The sequence below is a fragment of the Burkholderia sp. MSMB2157WGS genome (assembly GCF_001532755.1).
Taxonomy (GTDB): domain Bacteria; phylum Pseudomonadota; class Gammaproteobacteria; order Burkholderiales; family Burkholderiaceae; genus Burkholderia.
In genome coordinates, this window is record NZ_LPJG01000017.1 from 123984 (window position 1) to 137952 (window position 13969).

The following is a 13969-nucleotide window of genomic DNA, read 5'->3' on the forward strand; positions in this document are numbered from 1 at the left end:
ACGGTTCCTTCTAGAAGCGGTGGTTGATGCCGACGTTGAATGCGGAATTGCCTGCCGCGGGGTTGCCGACGTCGGCCGCGTTCCATACGCGGTAGAAGCCCGACGTCTCGGTGTTCGATGCGCGGTTCCAGATGTACGCGTACGACGCGTACAGGCTCGTGCGTTTCGACAGGTTGTGCACGTAGCCGAGCGCGAATTGCCGCGCGTCGTTGCGGGCGGCCGTGCGGTCGTCCTTGTAGATGCACGACGCGAGCACGTAGTCGGTGCCGACGCGAACGCTCGTGCCGACCAGGAAGTCTTGCGACCGGTGATTGACGGTGCCCGGCACGATCGCGCCGCGGTTGAGCACGTAGTTCAGGTAGGCGGTCACGACGTCGAAGTCGTATTTGGCGCCGAAAAACACTTCGCGCGCATCGTCCCCGCGGCCGTCGGCATTCCTGGCGTCGGCATACGCGACGATCGTGTCGAGCTTGCCCGTGCTGTAGCCGAGCGATGCGCCGAACTGGCTGTTCGCGACGATCGATCCGGGCACGCCGCCGACGCTGTACGACATCTCGCCATACGGCCGGCCGGGCGTTTTCGGCAGCGCGTATTTGATTGCGTTGTTCATCCGGTTGCTGCCGCCGTGCCCACCCGCCGAAATCAGGTTCGCCGACGTGCCGGCGAGCCCGGTGCCGAACGGATCCATCGTCACCTGCGCGATCGCGAGCGTCGTGTACTGGCGGCCGAACGTGAGTCGTCCGAATCGAGTGGAGTCGACGCCGACGTACGCCTGGCGTCCGAACAGCAGACCGCCTTGCCCGGCCGCGCCGCTATGGGTCAGGAAGCCGCCCTCGAGCGTGAATATCGCGGACAGCCCGCCGCCGAGGTTTTTCCGGCCGCGCAGGCCCCAGCGGGATCCGCTCATGACGCCGCCGGTTTGTCGCGTGACCGCGCCTGCCGCGGCGCCGGACTCGTGCACGATGCCGACGTCCACGATGCCGTAGAAGTCGATCGCGTCGTCCCGGCTCTGTGCGCGGGCCGTTACGCATACCGCGCACGCGATTGCCGCGATGCCGACCACGTTGATTGCCGCTCGATTCATTGATTTCCCGTCCGTTCGTGGGGCGCGTGCCGAACGCGTACGACGCTGTTCGCCGTATCGGCATCGCGTCGACGGCATGCACGATCGCGTTTCATATGCGGAACAACGTTTCGTGCATTGAACGTGAGAAATTATAAATTTTTGCCGATCAAAGAAACTCTGTGTATACCCTAGCGCCGGCCGTGCGCGCGTACCGGGTGCGGCGCAGGCGGCGACGGAGCGTGCGGGGCATCGGCGCGCGCATCCGTCCTTGCCGTTCAGGCGGCCTATAGGTACAAGCGCATGCGCGTGCCGACACAGTGTTGTAGCGGTACGCGGAATTTATAAAGCTGGCCGGGTGGTATAAGATTTCGCGTAACGCAATTCCTCCCCGTCCTCAATCCGACGCTTCACGCACGCCCATGATCTCGTCGCCTACCCGCGCTTCACGTCACGCGCCGTCCACCGATTCCGCGGTGTCGCAGACCATTTCGGAGAAGGCTTACAAGCTGCTTCGTGCGGACATCATCGCGGGACGTCTGGCGCCGGGCGAAAAGTTGCGGCTGCAATCGCTGCAGACGCGCTACGAACTCGGCGTCAGCCCGATCCGCGAGGCGCTGATGCTGTTGTGCGGCGACGAGCTCGTGACCAATGAAGGTCAGCGCGGCTTCAGCGTCGCGCCGTTGTCCAGGGCCGATCTGCTCGACCTGACGAGCGCGCGCATCGCGATCGAGCAGCAGTTGCTCGCAGATTCGATCGCGCAGGGTGACGACGATTGGGGTGCCGACATCACGGCCGCGTATTACAAGCTCACGAAGGCGCGTTTGCCTACCGACGCGTCGGACGTCACCGCGATCGAGCTATGGGAAGCTGCGCACCGCCGGTTTCATTTCTCGCTGGTGGCGGCGGCAACGTCGACATGGCTGCTGCGGATGGACGAGCAACTCGTCGATCATTCGGAACGCTATCGACGAATCCGGCTGGCCTACCCACGGTCCACGAAAAAACTCGCCGACGACGTGCTGAAGGAACACAGGGATTTGATGGAAGCGGTGCTGGACCGCAACACCGCGAAGGCGCTGGAGCTGCTGCGGCAGCACCTGATGGGCACCGTCGAAGCACTGCTGAAGCGCTTCGGCGACTGACGGCCGCGCGCCGCGCCGCCCGACTACGCGCGGGCGGGCGGCAACGCGACATACGCGACGATTTCGATCCGCATGGCCGGCGCCACCAGCGCGCCGGCGATTACCGTCGACCGGTTCGGATACGGTGGCGTGAAGAATTCCCGATAGACACGGTCGACGACCGGCACGTCGTCGACATCTAGCAGCGTGATCAGCACTTGCGCAACGCACGACAGATCCGCACCGGCGGCTTCGGCCGCGGCCTTCAGATTCCGAAACGTGATGCGCGCTTGCGTGGCGATATCGCCGGTCTCGAGCGAACCGTCGCTGCGCACCGGCCCGTGCGCGGTGAAGAGCAGGCCCGCGGCCTTGATCGCCCATGAGAACGGCTGCGCCGGCTGCGGCAATCCGATGTCCACGGCTTGTTTCATTTCGACGTCTCCTCGACCAGACGGCCAAGCGTTGCGAACCATGGATGCGATGGATCGCGCAATGCGGTATGCGTCTGAAAATGATCTTCGCCGGGATGCTCGTCGCAGCGAAGCAGGCCGCGCGGATCGGCGTGCGCGAGCAGCGCATGCATGCGCCGGTTCGAGCGGATCACGCGTTCGCTGTCGTTTTGCCCGTAGCTCAGCACCATCGGCACGGCGGACGTTGCCGCCCAGCACAATGCGCTCATCGCGGCGTCGCTGTCGGGGCGATCGAGCAGCATCGTATAGACGCGTTCTTCCAGGCTGCCGGGCAACGGGCTCGGATGACACAGATCCATCACGCCGCTGATCGGCAGGCAGGCCCGCACGGCGGCCGGCGATCCGCCGGCGGCCCGCAGCGCGGGCGTGCGCAATGCCGCCATCGCGGCGATCGCGCCTCCCGCCGAATGTCCTGCCAGATACAGGCGGTCGGGATTGCCGCCCCATCCATGCGCCGGGCCGGCCAGATGGGCGAGCAACGCCGCGGCATCGTCGAACGCGGCCGGCAGTCGATGCCGCGGCGCGAGCCGGTAAGTCGGCGCGACCAGCACCATGCCGATACGGACCACGGCGGATGCAAGAAACGATACGTATTCCTTATACCCGTTCGTCCAGCCGCCGCCGTGCCAGAACACCAGGATCGGCGCGTTCTTCAGGCGATCGGTACTGAACACGTCGTAGCGGTGCTGCGGATCGGGACCGTAGCGCAGATCGCGGGTCACGACGACGTCCGGCGGGATGTCGGTCGACCAGCTCAGGACGGTCCGCTCGTAATCGATCGCGGCTTGGGACGGCAGCGGCGGCTGCGCGTCGGCGGACAACGCGGAGGGTGTGCTCATCTGGGTGCGGCAGGGTCTTTCGCCGCGGTCGGCGGCGGGTCGAGTCAGGAAATATAAAGCGAAGTATATGTTCGATGTGATGGAATTTGTAAATTATCGGTCGACCCGATCGTAATCGCGATCGGCCGCGCGTGTCGGGAAGGCGGTCGTCGAGTCGGCGACGTGAGGCGCGAAGCGGAACGGAGCGAAGGGGGAAGCGCATGCAGCCGGGCGCGGGAGATTCGCATCGAATGCGTCGAAGGGAACGGCGCCGGCCCGCGGATGATGGCGTTATTGCGCGTCGGCAGGTTGCGTGCATGCCCGCGTCACGGTATCGCGCGCGCACCGGTATCATGGCAGTCCTTTGTTCCGATCAACCGTGCAGGAGAACCTGGTCGTGCATGTCGGTGAGCGTTTCAACAGCATTTCCCATCTCGTCGGCGCGGTGCTGTCGGTGGCAGGTCTCGTCGCGCTCGTGACGATGGGCGCGCTCGAAGGCGATCCGTACAAGGTGGTGAGCTTCAGCGTGTACGGCGCGATGCTGATCCTGCTCTACGCGATCTCGACGGCGTATCACAGCGTGCGCAACCCGCGCCTGAAGGCGATCCTGCAGAAATGCGACCATTCGGCGATCTACCTGCTGATCGCCGGCAGCTACACGCCGTTCACGCTGGTTACGCTGCGCGGCCCGTGGGGCTGGTCGCTGTTCGGCGTGAGCTGGGGGCTCGCCGTGTTCGGCATCGTGCAGGAACTCACGCTCGGGCGTCGCACGCGCCTGCTGTCGATGATCCTGTACGTGCTGATGGGCTGGCTCGCGCTCGTCGCCGTGCGGCCGCTGATCCATGCGCTGCCGCCGATCGGCACCGCATGGCTCGTGGCCGGCGGCGTGATCTACAGCGCGGGGATCTACTTCTTCATCAACGACGAACGCATTCGCCACGGGCACGGCATCTGGCATCTGTTCGTGCTGGCCGGCAGCCTGTGCCAGTTCGTCAGCGTCGCGATGTATGTCGCGTGAGCAGCGCGCGGTGCCGCATGGGCGAGCGCTTCGGCGCGGCGGCGGTCATGCGCGCTCGGCTGTCGATGCTGCGCCGCGCAGCACGTTGAACCCGACCCATCCCCAGTACACGCGATGATGCGCGATCAACCCGTCGCGCAGATCCATCACCTCGACGAGATCCACTTGATCGCCTTCCGGCGTTTCGCGCGGATATTCCCACGTCAGTTGCCGTCCGTTCGAAAAGAACACGCCGGTGCGGTACCAGCGTCCGAGCCGGTTTCCCGGATCGCGCAGGCCGGCCGCGAAGAATTCGCCGATTGCGGGCTTGCCGCGCAGCATGCCGGAGCCGTGGCCGGGCAGCGCGACGACGATCAGCGGCGTTTCGAGTATCGCGTCGTCCGCGTAGAGCGACATCAGCGCGTCGAGATCGCGCGCGACGACGGCGGCGTGCCAGTTCTGATGAATGCGGTGCGCATCGGTGTGGTCGGCGAGGGTCATGGCGGTGGCGGCACGCGTGGATAACGGAACCACTGTATCGGCGCGATGCCGCCGGACGTTTCAGCGCGGGCCGAAACGTGGATGCCGCATGTGCCGGACACGATCGTGCCGCCCGCAAGTCCCTCGCGTCGCAGATCGGTCCGGACGTCAGCCGCCCAGCGCGCCGAGGTTCAGCTCGTGCGACTTGCCGATCCACACCGCGCAATCGCGATGATCGCGCAGGTCGTCGCCGGTATTCGGATGCAGGAAGATGTCGAGCGCGCCGTGGTTCAGCACGAGCCACGGCACGATGTCGTCGAATCGCGCGGCGCTGAACGCGATCTGGTACGACCAGGCCGGATGCGGGCCGACGAGGCGTTCGTGAAAGCGGCCGAGTTCGATGGCCGCGCCGAACCGCGCGTCGACGACCTGGCGAAACGCCCAGGCCGCGTCGCGGCTCGCCGCATCGAAATAGACGTGCGCGTGCCAGCTGTCGATGGCGGTAGTGTCGAGGGCGGCCATGGAGAGACTCGATTAAAAAGGGAAATGCCGGAGATGCCGTGCGAAACGGCCGATGCGTGATTATCGCGCGTCCTTGCCGATTGCGTCGTGTCTCGATCCTGCAAGCCGATGCAGATGATTTGTCCTATATCGAAGAATCGGCTGATCCGATGAGGTCGTCTCCGCGGTATCCGCGTGCGCGATAGCACGCCGCAGCCTTGCGGGCAGGCGCGCCGGCCGGAATCGCACCGGCAACACGTCATTTCCGAAATCGAAAGAGCGGAATGAGCACCCGCCGAATCGCCGGTAAAGATCCGATCAGATCATTGAATGAAATAAAGAAATTCCATTTCGACGGGATTCGCGAGCGACGCCGTCCGCACGCCGAATGCGCGGCTGAAAATAACAATTGCGGATTCGGCTATTCAAGCGACATGCGCCCCGACATACGATGATTTCAACGCATCGATGATGGATCGATGCGGGGACAACCATCTGGAGGCCACTATGCGATCCCTCGTTCCCGTTACCGTTCTTTCCTGCGCACTCGCTGCGCTGCCGGCCGTCGGCTTCGCGCAGTCGATCGGCGCCGGCGACACGCCGCATGCCGCGCCGTTGACCTGGTCGGCGGCACGTGCCGAAACCGACGTGCAACTGATGCAGATGACGCGTGCCGGCTATCGCGCGACGACGGTCGGCAACCAGAACTATCCGCTCGCGATGCAGCGGGCGCTCGAGCGCGTGAACAACCCGATGCCCGACCGGTGGCGCGACGAAAAGGCCGCGATGGAAGCGCGGGCGGCCCGCGACGCGCAGAGCGGCCATCCGGTGAAGGCGTTCTTCGTGAAAACTGCGTACTACCTGAAGGGCGAGAACACGTTTTGACGCAGGAGACGAACATGGCATGCCCCGACCGATGGTGCGGCGTGTTGCGTGCGTCGGCGATACGCAAGCTGCCGCAAGCGTGCGCGACGCGACGGCGCGCCGATGTGCACGACGTGCGACGCCGGGCGAGCACCCTGCGCGACGCGAGCCGCGGCGCCGTCGCGTGCCGCAGCGCGTGGCGCGGGTCGGCGGAGGGCGGCGCGTCCGCGCGCGAGGGCGAATCATGAAGGCTGCCCGAAAAGGCCGTCGCCATCCGCCGTTGACGCGCGAATGGCTGCTGCCGCTGCCGCCCGCGCATGCACGCGACATCTCGCTGAAATGCCACATGGCGTTGGTCGCGCTGCGCGGCGAGCACGGTAGCGAAACGTTGCTGATGCGGCTGCGCACGAGCGTGTATCTGGTGTTCCTCGCGCTCGACGATGCGGTCTGTCCCGATGCGACCGTCGACCTGTGCGTCGACGCGGAGCGCGCGCTGGACGCGAGCGTGGCGCGCGCCGCGCAAAGCGGTGCGTGGACGCTGCACGACGACGAATGCGCGGTGCTCGAACGCGTGCTCGCCGCGAACGACGCATGCGTCGCGACGCTCACGCGGCATCGGCTGGCGGAGCTGTGGCGTCATGTCTGCACGTTCGCTACGGCCGAACAGCCGGGGCTGGTCGCGCAGGCCGCGGCGAAGATGCGGGAACCGGCCGTTCTGCATTGAGTGGCGGCCCGCGGGCCGTGTTTCATACGCGTCTGATTCCTTCGCGCGGCCGCGCGCCGTCTAATGACATGACTGGAACCCCGGCGAGCCGGGCGACGACGATCCATCCTCGCGTTGGCGACGAACGTGCGTGTCGACGCGAACGCATTCGTTTCAGTCAGGAGGAGCGATGGCGCTATACAGGAGCGGCGGCTACTTCACGTGCGGAAGTGGCCGCGCATTCAGCGAGAACCTGCCGCCGGGCAGCAAGGTGACGGTGGCGGGCATCTATCGATGCACCGTGTGCGGCGACGAGATCGGTATTGCGAAAGCGCAGACGTTGCCGTCCGAGGAGGCGCATCCGCACGATCTCGATCCGCCGTCCGACCCGCTGCTCGATCCGGGGCCGACCGCGTGGCAACTGATCGCCGCGGCGGAGTCGCGAAGCTAGGCAATCGACGGCAGCCGCCGCACGCGGCCGCGCAAGCGCAATGCGTCACTCGGCGTCCGTCAAAACAAAAAGCGCCACGGAGCGAACTCCGTGGCGCTTTTCGATGCGTGGCCGCTGCGAAGGCGCGAACCTTCGCACGGCGCGGCGCGCTTAAGCGGCCGTCGCCGACTTCGCCGGCTTCTGCAGCTTGCCCTTGCCGGCGCGCTGGATTTCCTCGAGCTTGATCTCGACGTGGCGCGAGAACACGTACTCGGCCGGACGCTGCTTCGCGATCGAGATGTCCGGTGCGAACGGGCCGTCGGTCTTGATGCCCTTGCGGCTCACGCGCAGCGCCTTCAGCGGGTTGGAGATCGTGTCCATCACGGCCGTGGCCTCGAAGCCGCAGTGGACCATGCAGTCCGCGCACTTCTCGTAGTTGCCGACGCCGTAGTTGTCCCACTCGGTCGTTTCCATCAGTTCCTTGAAGGTCTTCACGTAACCTTCGCCGACCAGATAGCACGGCTTCTGCCAGCCGAACACCGTACGCGCCGGGTTGCCCCACGGCGTGCACTTGTACGTCTGGTTGCCGGCCAGGAAGTCGAGGAACAGCGACGACTGGCTGAACGACCAGCGCTTGCCGCCTTCGCCGCGCTTCAGGATTTCGCGGAACAGGTTCTTCGTCTTGTCGCGGTTCAGGAAGTGCTGCTGATCCGGCGCGCGCTCGTATGCATAGCCCGGCGACACGGTAATGCCGTCGACGCCGATCGGGCCCAGCGTGTCGAAGAACTTCGCGACGCGCTCGGGGATCGCATCGTTGAACAGCGTGCAGTTGATGTTCACGCGGAAGCCGCGGCGCTTCGCTTCCTTGATCGCCGCGACCGCCTTGTCGTACACGCCTTCCTGCGACACGGAATGGTCGTGCATGTCCTTGTCGCCGTCGAGGTGGACCGACCAGACGAAATACGGGCTCGGCTGGTAGTCGTCCATCTTCTTTTCCATCAGGAGCGCGTTCGTGCACAGGTACACGAACTTCTTGCGCTTCATGATGCCCTTGACGATTTCCGGCATCTCCTTGTGGAGCAGCGGCTCGCCGCCGGCGATCGACACGACGGGCGCGCCGCACTCGTCGACGGCCTGCAGGCATTCCTCGACGGACAGGCGCTGGTTCAGGATCGGATCCGGATAGTCGATCTTGCCGCAGCCGTTGCACGCGAGGTTGCAGCGGAACAGCGGCTCGAGCATCAGCGCGAGCGGATAGCGTTTGTTGCCGGACAGGTGCTGGCGCACGATGTAGGCGCCGACACGGACTTGCTGGAGCAGCGGAATAGACAAGGGATGTCCTCCTTAAACTTCGCGGGCGACAGCTTGCGTGAGCTTCGCCGGCAACTTGAATTCGACTTTTTCTTCACGGCCCGCCATCGTCGCGACATCGACGGGCCCCAGCGCGCGCAGCGCGCCGATTACATCCTCGACCATTTCCTCGGGCGCCGACGCACCGGCGGTCAGGCCGACCGTCTGCACGCCCGCGAACCATTCGGGCTTCACTTCCGAGCCGTCGGCGACGAGATAGCTCGGCACACCGCTTTCGGTGCCGATCTCGCGCAGGCGGTTCGAGTTCGAGCTGTTCGTCGCACCGACGACGAGCAGCACGTCAACCTGTTCGCTCAGCTCGCGCACGGCGGCCTGGCGATTCTGCGTGGCATAGCAGATGTCGCGCGTGTCCGGGCCGACGAGGTCGGTGAACCGGCGCTGCAGCGCTTCGATGATGCCGCGCGTGTCGTCGACCGACAGCGTGGTCTGCGTGATGTACGCGACCGGCGTATCGACGGGCAGCGTCAGCGTATCGACTTCGGCTTCGCTCTGCACGAGGATCACCTCGGCCGGAATCTGGCCGATCGTGCCCTCGACTTCCGGGTGGCCCGCGTGGCCGATCAGGATCAGCCGGCGGCCCGCCGCGACGTACTGGCGGCCCTGCACGTGCACTTTCGTGACGAGCGGGCAGGTCGCGTCGAGCACGTCGAGCCCGCGCGCTTGCGCGTCGTGCTCGACCGTCTGGGCGACACCGTGCGCGCTGAAGATCGCGACGGCGCCGTGCGGCACCTCGTCGAGTTCCTCAACGAATCGTGCCCCTTTATTACGCAGATTTTCGACGACATGCCGGTTATGCACGATCTCGTGACGCACATAGACCGGCGCACCGTGCTGTTGCAGCGCGCGATCGACGATCTCGATCGCACGGACAACCCCCGCACAGAAGCCGCGGGGCTGGGCAAGGATGACTCGCATAAGTGAGCGAACTCCGACGACAGACGCCGGGGTCGAGGCGCTGGCACACGCTTGCTCGCCCCGGCTTGGTGTTATGAAGGCAGGAACGAACCGGCCGGCCAGGCCCCGGAACCCCGAATTAATCGCGCATTTTAACCCTATCGCGCCGTCCTTGCTTTGGTGCCGTGTCGAACCGTTGCAATTGCGGGAGAGCGGCGTCGGCGCTGGCCCGCGCGGAACCCGGTAAACTGCGCGGTTTCGCGGTCGGCCGCTCCGGCTGCCCGCCATCGCGCTCATTTCAAGGCCATTCGATGACCGTCGATTCTTACGCGTATTGCCCGTCCGCCCATGCGGATTTGGGCGTTTCGTTTCCGACCCTTATTCACGCCGCCGAAGCCGGCGCCCGGCAGGAGGCAGGCCGATGATGCTGGCGATCGCTTTCCTGGTGTCCGGCCTGTCGCTGGCGATCTGGATCGTGCTGCTCGTCGCGCGCGGCGGCTTCTGGCGCGCGCAGCCCGCGCGGCCGCTGCCGCCCGACGCCCGCGGCGCCGCGGCCGAAGCCGGCTGGCCGGCCGTCGTGGCGGTCGTGCCGGCGCGCAACGAAGCCGACGTGATTGCCCGCGCGGCGACTTCGCTGCTCGAGCAGGATTATCCGGGCGCGTTCCATCTGATCATCGTCGACGACCACAGCGACGACGGCACCGCCGACGCGGCCCGCGCGGCCGCGCTCGCGATCAACCGCGCCGACCGGCTGACGGTGCTGAGCGCGAAGCCGCTGCCGGCCGGCTGGTCGGGCAAGGTGTGGGCGCAGTCGCAGGGGATCGCGGCGGTGCAGACGCTCGGCCTGCCGGCCGACTACCTGCTGCTGACGGATGCCGACATCGGTCATCCGGCCGACGCCGTCGCGCAGCTCGTCACGCGCGCGCAGGCCGAGAATCGCGATCTCGTGTCGCTGATGGTGCGGCTGCGCTGCGACTCGTTCTGGGAAAAGGCTCTGATCCCGGCGTTCGTGTTCTTCTTCGCGAAGCTGTATCCGTTCTCGTGGATCAACAACCCGCGCAACCGGACGGCCGGCGCGGCCGGCGGCTGCATGCTCGTGAAGCGCACGGCGCTCGAGGAAGCGGGCGGCATCGAATCGATTCGCGGCGCGCTGATCGACGACTGCAGCCTCGCCGCGCAGATCAAGCATCGCGGCAGCGGCCACCATCCGATCCGGCTCGATCTCGCCGATCGCAGCGTGTCGCTGCGCCCGTACGACAGCTGGCGCGACATCTGGAACATGATCGCGCGCACCGCGTTCACGCAGCTCCACTATTCGCCGCTGCTGCTGGCCGGCACGCTGCTCGGGATGACGATCATCTACCTGGTGCCGCCCGTCGCCGCGCTCGCCTACGGCGCGCGCGCGTGGCCGGCGTGGCTCGCGTGGGCATCGATGTGCGCCGCGTATGCGCCGATGCTGCGCTACTACCGTCGCTCGCCGCTGTGGGCGCCCGCGCTGCCGCTCGTCGCGCTGTTCTACGTCGGCGCGACGTTCGCGTCCGCGTGGCGTTACTGGCGCGGCAAGGGCGGCCAGTGGAAGGCGCGCGTGCAGGCGCCGGTGGAGCGCTGACCTGCGCCGGCGGATACCGGCCGTCCCGATCAACCGGAACCCTGAAAGCAAACAGCCCGGATCGACGCAAGCCGATTCGGGCTGTTTGCTTTCCGGCCGGCTTCCGGCCGATGCGCACGCTTACCGCTGCGTCAGCATCATGTACATCTGGATCACGACGTCCGGCGAGAACGTGAACGGCACCCAGCCGTAGCCCGTATGGCGGGCGACCAGCAGGCGGTCGCCGTTCGACTGCTTCTGCACGGCCATCATCGGGTTCTTCGTCGTCACGAAACGCCAGCCGGCCGGAATGCCGGGCGGCGGCTCCGGCTGCATCGACGCGCGCGCGTGCGCGAGTTCTTCGATCAATTGGCCCAGTTGCTCTGGATGCAGCGTGATCGATTCGCCGTTGATGGTCAGCGTGAGTTCATTCTGGGACGGGCGCGCGACGTGCAGCGTCGCCTTGTCGGCCGGCGCAGCAGCGATGCCGCCTTCAACCGCGGTTTCGGCTTGTGCCGCCGGGATCGGTGCGGTTTCGGTATCGGCGGGGGCGTCGGCTGCTTCGACCGCTTCGACCGCATCAACCACAGCCGGCGCGGCCGGGCTCACGGGCGCTTGTGCCGCCGCTGCCGGCTCGACGACGTCGGCTGTCGCGGCCGAGGCGGTAACCGCGCTCGTCGCGGCTTCCGTGACGACGGCCTCGACCAGCGCTTCGGCGTCGGCGATGGCCTTCGCGTGGTGCTGCGCGGCCGCTTCGGCCTGGGCGATCGCTTCGGTATGGCGCCGCGTGATGGCTTCGGCTTCGGCGGTTGCTTCGGCGTGGCGTTGCGCGGCGGCTTCGGCCTGCGCGATCGCTTCGGCGTGACGCCGCGTGATCGCTTCGGCCTCGGCGGTGGCTTCGGCGTGGCGCTGGGCGGCCGCCTGCGTGTCGGCGAGCGCCTGCGCGTGACGCTGGGCGAGCGCCTCGGCCTCGGCGATCGCGGCCGCGTGGCGTTGCGCGGCGGCCTCGGCTTCGGCGGTCGCTTCCGCGTGGCGCTTCGCGGCGGATTCGGCTTCGGCGGTCGCCGCGGCATGGCGTTGCGCAGCCGCTTCGGCTTCGGTCGCGGCGGCGTGATGGCGCTGCGCGGCGGCCTCGGCTTCGGCGATCGCCGCCGCGTGGCGCTGCGATGCGGCTTCGGCATCCGCGTGACGTTGCGCGAGCGCTTCGGTCAGCGCGGTGGCTTCCGCATGGCGCTGGGAAGCGGCTTCGGCTTGCGCGGCTGCATCCGTATGACGTTGGGCAGCCGCTTCGGCGGCGGCGGTGGCGTCGGCGTGGCGCCGCTGCGCGGCTTCGGCATCGGCGGCAGCGGCCGTGTGGCGCTGCGCGGCGGCCTGCGCTTCGGCTTCCGCCGCCGCGTGGCGCTCGGCCGCGGCCCGGGCTTCCGCCGCCGCGGCGCGCGCGAAGGCTTCCGCGCTGCGGGCCGCCTGCTGGGCGGCGTGGTGATCGTGGAGGAGCTGATCGACGCCCGTGGCGAGCGAAGCGATCTGATCGTTCAGGTTCATGCGTGTCTTCTCTGCGTAAGACCCGCGATTTTAACCGCTGCGCCGATACCGGTCCGTGCGCGACGTGTAACAAAGTGCGCGAAGCGGCGCGAGGTGCGCCGCTTTGTGTTACTTCAGGTAGCCCGCCGAGCCGAACCAGTCCAGCGCATCGCGCAGCCCCTCGCGGTACGGGCGCGCACGGTAGCCGAGCTCGCGCTCGGCCTTCGCGGACGTGAAATACATCTTGTTCTTCGACATCCGCAGCCCGTCCACTGTGACGAACGGCTCCTTCTTCGTGAACTTCGCGACCGCTTCGGCGCCGACCGCGAGCGGGTACAGCGGCCAGCGCGGCAGCGCGATCGTCGGCGCCTTGCGGCCCGTCATCTGCGCGATGTCGGCGAGCATCTGCTGCAGCGGCAGGTTCTCGCCGCCGAGGATGTAGCGCTCGCCGATCCGGCCGCGCTCGAGCGCGAGGAAGTGGCCGTGCGCGACGTCGTCGACGTGCACGAGGTTCAGCCCCGTGTCGACGAACGCGGGAATCTTGCCGAGCGCGGCCTCGACGATGATGCGGCCGGTCGGCGTCGGCTTGACGTCGCGCGGGCCGATCGGCGTCGACGGATTGACGATCACGGCGGGCAGCCCTTCGTCGGCGATCATCCGCTCGACCGCGCGCTCCGCGAGCACCTTGCTGCGCTTGTAGACGCCGATCGCCTGCTCGGCCGTGAGCGGCCGGTTCTCGTCGGACGGGTCGCCGGCGCTCGTCACCTTCAGCGTCGCGACGCTGCTCGTGTAGACGATCCGCTCGACGCCTTCCGCGCGGGCGGCGCGCATCGTCGCGACCGCGCCTTCGAGGTTCGCGCGCTCGATCTCGTCGGGGTCGGGCGCCCACAGCCGGTAGTCGGCCGCCACGTGCAGCAGGTAGCGCACGCCGCGCAGCGCGGCGCGCATCGACGCCTCGTCGCGCATGTCGCCGGTGACGATCTCGGCATCGAGATCCGCGACGTTCGTGCGCGGGCTGGTCGGGCGCACGAGCACGCGCACCGCATAGCCTTTCTGCTGCGCGATGCGCGCGACGGCCGAGCCGACGAAACCGGACGCGCCGGTGACGAGAACGAGATCGCGGGAAGTATCAGTCATGCGTTTCC

16 protein-coding genes are annotated in these 13969 nt (G+C 67.2%); 7 read left to right on the plus strand and 9 right to left on the minus strand.

The genetic code is table 11. The features are described 5' to 3' along the window. Window positions 1-10 precede the first annotated feature (10 nt). Window positions 11-1084 carry a porin gene (locus WT53_RS11585; protein WP_179949011.1) on the minus strand — a complete coding sequence of 358 codons (1074 nt, stop codon included), beginning with the start codon at window positions 1082-1084 and terminating at the stop codon, window positions 11-13. 455 nt (window positions 1085-1539) lie between these two features. On the opposite strand from WT53_RS11585, the gene WT53_RS11590 reads away from it, so the two are divergent. Next, window positions 1540-2208, plus strand: coding sequence for an FCD domain-containing protein (locus WT53_RS11590; RefSeq protein ID WP_257127831.1), 669 nt, complete (start codon window positions 1540-1542; stop codon window positions 2206-2208). Between the two features lie 23 nt (window positions 2209-2231). Here the strand turns inward: WT53_RS11590 and WT53_RS11595 are convergent, their stop codons facing one another. Together WT53_RS11595 and WT53_RS11600 are read right to left on the minus strand one after the other, a co-directional pair. Beyond that, on the minus strand, window positions 2232-2618 hold the full coding sequence (locus tag WT53_RS11595) for a RidA family protein (RefSeq protein ID WP_060199923.1): 387 nt from the start codon (window positions 2616-2618) through the stop codon (window positions 2232-2234). Further along, window positions 2615-3496 (minus strand): alpha/beta hydrolase, encoded by an 882-nt coding sequence (locus WT53_RS11600; RefSeq protein WP_082727490.1) that lies wholly within the window; start codon window positions 3494-3496, stop codon window positions 2615-2617. Before WT53_RS11600 ends, WT53_RS11595 begins: the two co-directional genes overlap by 4 nt. Window positions 3497-3872: 376 nt before the next feature. On the opposite strand from WT53_RS11600, the gene WT53_RS11605 reads away from it, so the two are divergent. Further along, window positions 3873-4493 carry a hemolysin III family protein gene (locus WT53_RS11605; RefSeq protein WP_059499534.1) on the plus strand — a complete coding sequence of 207 codons (621 nt, stop codon included), beginning with the start codon at window positions 3873-3875 and terminating at the stop codon, window positions 4491-4493. Window positions 4494-4538: 45 nt separating this feature from the next. Here WT53_RS11605 and WT53_RS11610 read toward each other — a convergent pair whose 3' ends face one another. Together WT53_RS11610 and WT53_RS11615 are read right to left on the minus strand one after the other, a co-directional pair. Beyond that, the gene (locus tag WT53_RS11610) at window positions 4539-4973 is read right to left on the minus strand and encodes a nuclear transport factor 2 family protein (protein WP_060259895.1); all 435 of its coding nucleotides are present in this window, start codon (window positions 4971-4973) and stop codon (window positions 4539-4541) included. Window positions 4974-5120: 147 nt separating this feature from the next. Then, on the minus strand, window positions 5121-5474 hold the full coding sequence (locus WT53_RS11615; protein ID WP_060259897.1) for a DOPA 4,5-dioxygenase family protein: 354 nt from the start codon (window positions 5472-5474) through the stop codon (window positions 5121-5123). 263 nt (window positions 5475-5737) lie between these two features. On the opposite strand from WT53_RS11615, the gene WT53_RS33465 reads away from it, so the two are divergent. The 4 genes from WT53_RS33465 to WT53_RS11635 all read left to right on the plus strand — a co-directional run bounded on the left by WT53_RS33465 (window position 5738) and on the right by WT53_RS11635 (window position 7471). Continuing rightward, complete coding sequence (locus tag WT53_RS33465; protein WP_155294403.1) at window positions 5738-5908, plus strand: hypothetical protein; 171 nt, start codon at window positions 5738-5740, stop codon at window positions 5906-5908. Between the two features lie 52 nt (window positions 5909-5960). Beyond that, window positions 5961-6338: a hypothetical protein gene (locus tag WT53_RS11620; RefSeq protein WP_059780154.1), complete on the plus strand. Its 378-nt coding sequence runs from the start codon at window positions 5961-5963 to the stop codon at window positions 6336-6338. Window positions 6339-6561: 223 nt separating this feature from the next. Further along, entirely contained in the window at window positions 6562-7041 is a 480-nt protein-coding gene (locus WT53_RS11630) for a hypothetical protein (RefSeq protein ID WP_034205902.1), read from the plus strand. Window positions 7042-7210: 169 nt separating this feature from the next. Continuing rightward, window positions 7211-7471 (plus strand): hypothetical protein, encoded by a 261-nt coding sequence (locus WT53_RS11635; RefSeq protein WP_006485063.1) that lies wholly within the window; start codon window positions 7211-7213, stop codon window positions 7469-7471. 150 nt (window positions 7472-7621) lie between these two features. Here WT53_RS11635 and hpnH read toward each other — a convergent pair whose 3' ends face one another. Together hpnH and ispH are read right to left on the minus strand one after the other, a co-directional pair. After that, window positions 7622-8782: an adenosyl-hopene transferase HpnH gene (gene hpnH / locus WT53_RS11640; protein ID WP_006480287.1), complete on the minus strand. Its 1161-nt coding sequence runs from the start codon at window positions 8780-8782 to the stop codon at window positions 7622-7624. 12 nt (window positions 8783-8794) lie between these two features. Continuing rightward, window positions 8795-9736: a 4-hydroxy-3-methylbut-2-enyl diphosphate reductase gene (gene ispH / locus WT53_RS11645; RefSeq protein ID WP_034205903.1), complete on the minus strand. Its 942-nt coding sequence runs from the start codon at window positions 9734-9736 to the stop codon at window positions 8795-8797. A gap of 400 nt (window positions 9737-10136) precedes the next feature. On the opposite strand from ispH, the gene WT53_RS11650 reads away from it, so the two are divergent. Beyond that, on the plus strand, window positions 10137-11324 hold the full coding sequence (locus WT53_RS11650; protein WP_059780152.1) for a glycosyltransferase: 1188 nt from the start codon (window positions 10137-10139) through the stop codon (window positions 11322-11324). Between the two features lie 120 nt (window positions 11325-11444). Here WT53_RS11650 and WT53_RS11655 read toward each other — a convergent pair whose 3' ends face one another. Beyond that, a complete protein-coding gene (locus tag WT53_RS11655; RefSeq protein WP_060259903.1) occupies window positions 11445-12845 on the minus strand; it encodes a hypothetical protein in 1401 nt (466 codons plus the stop codon). A gap of 108 nt (window positions 12846-12953) precedes the next feature. Further along, window positions 12954-13961, minus strand: a complete 1008-nt coding sequence (gene hpnA, locus WT53_RS11660; RefSeq protein ID WP_011353724.1) for a hopanoid-associated sugar epimerase — start codon at window positions 13959-13961, stop codon at window positions 12954-12956. Window positions 13962-13969: the final 8 nt, after the last annotated feature.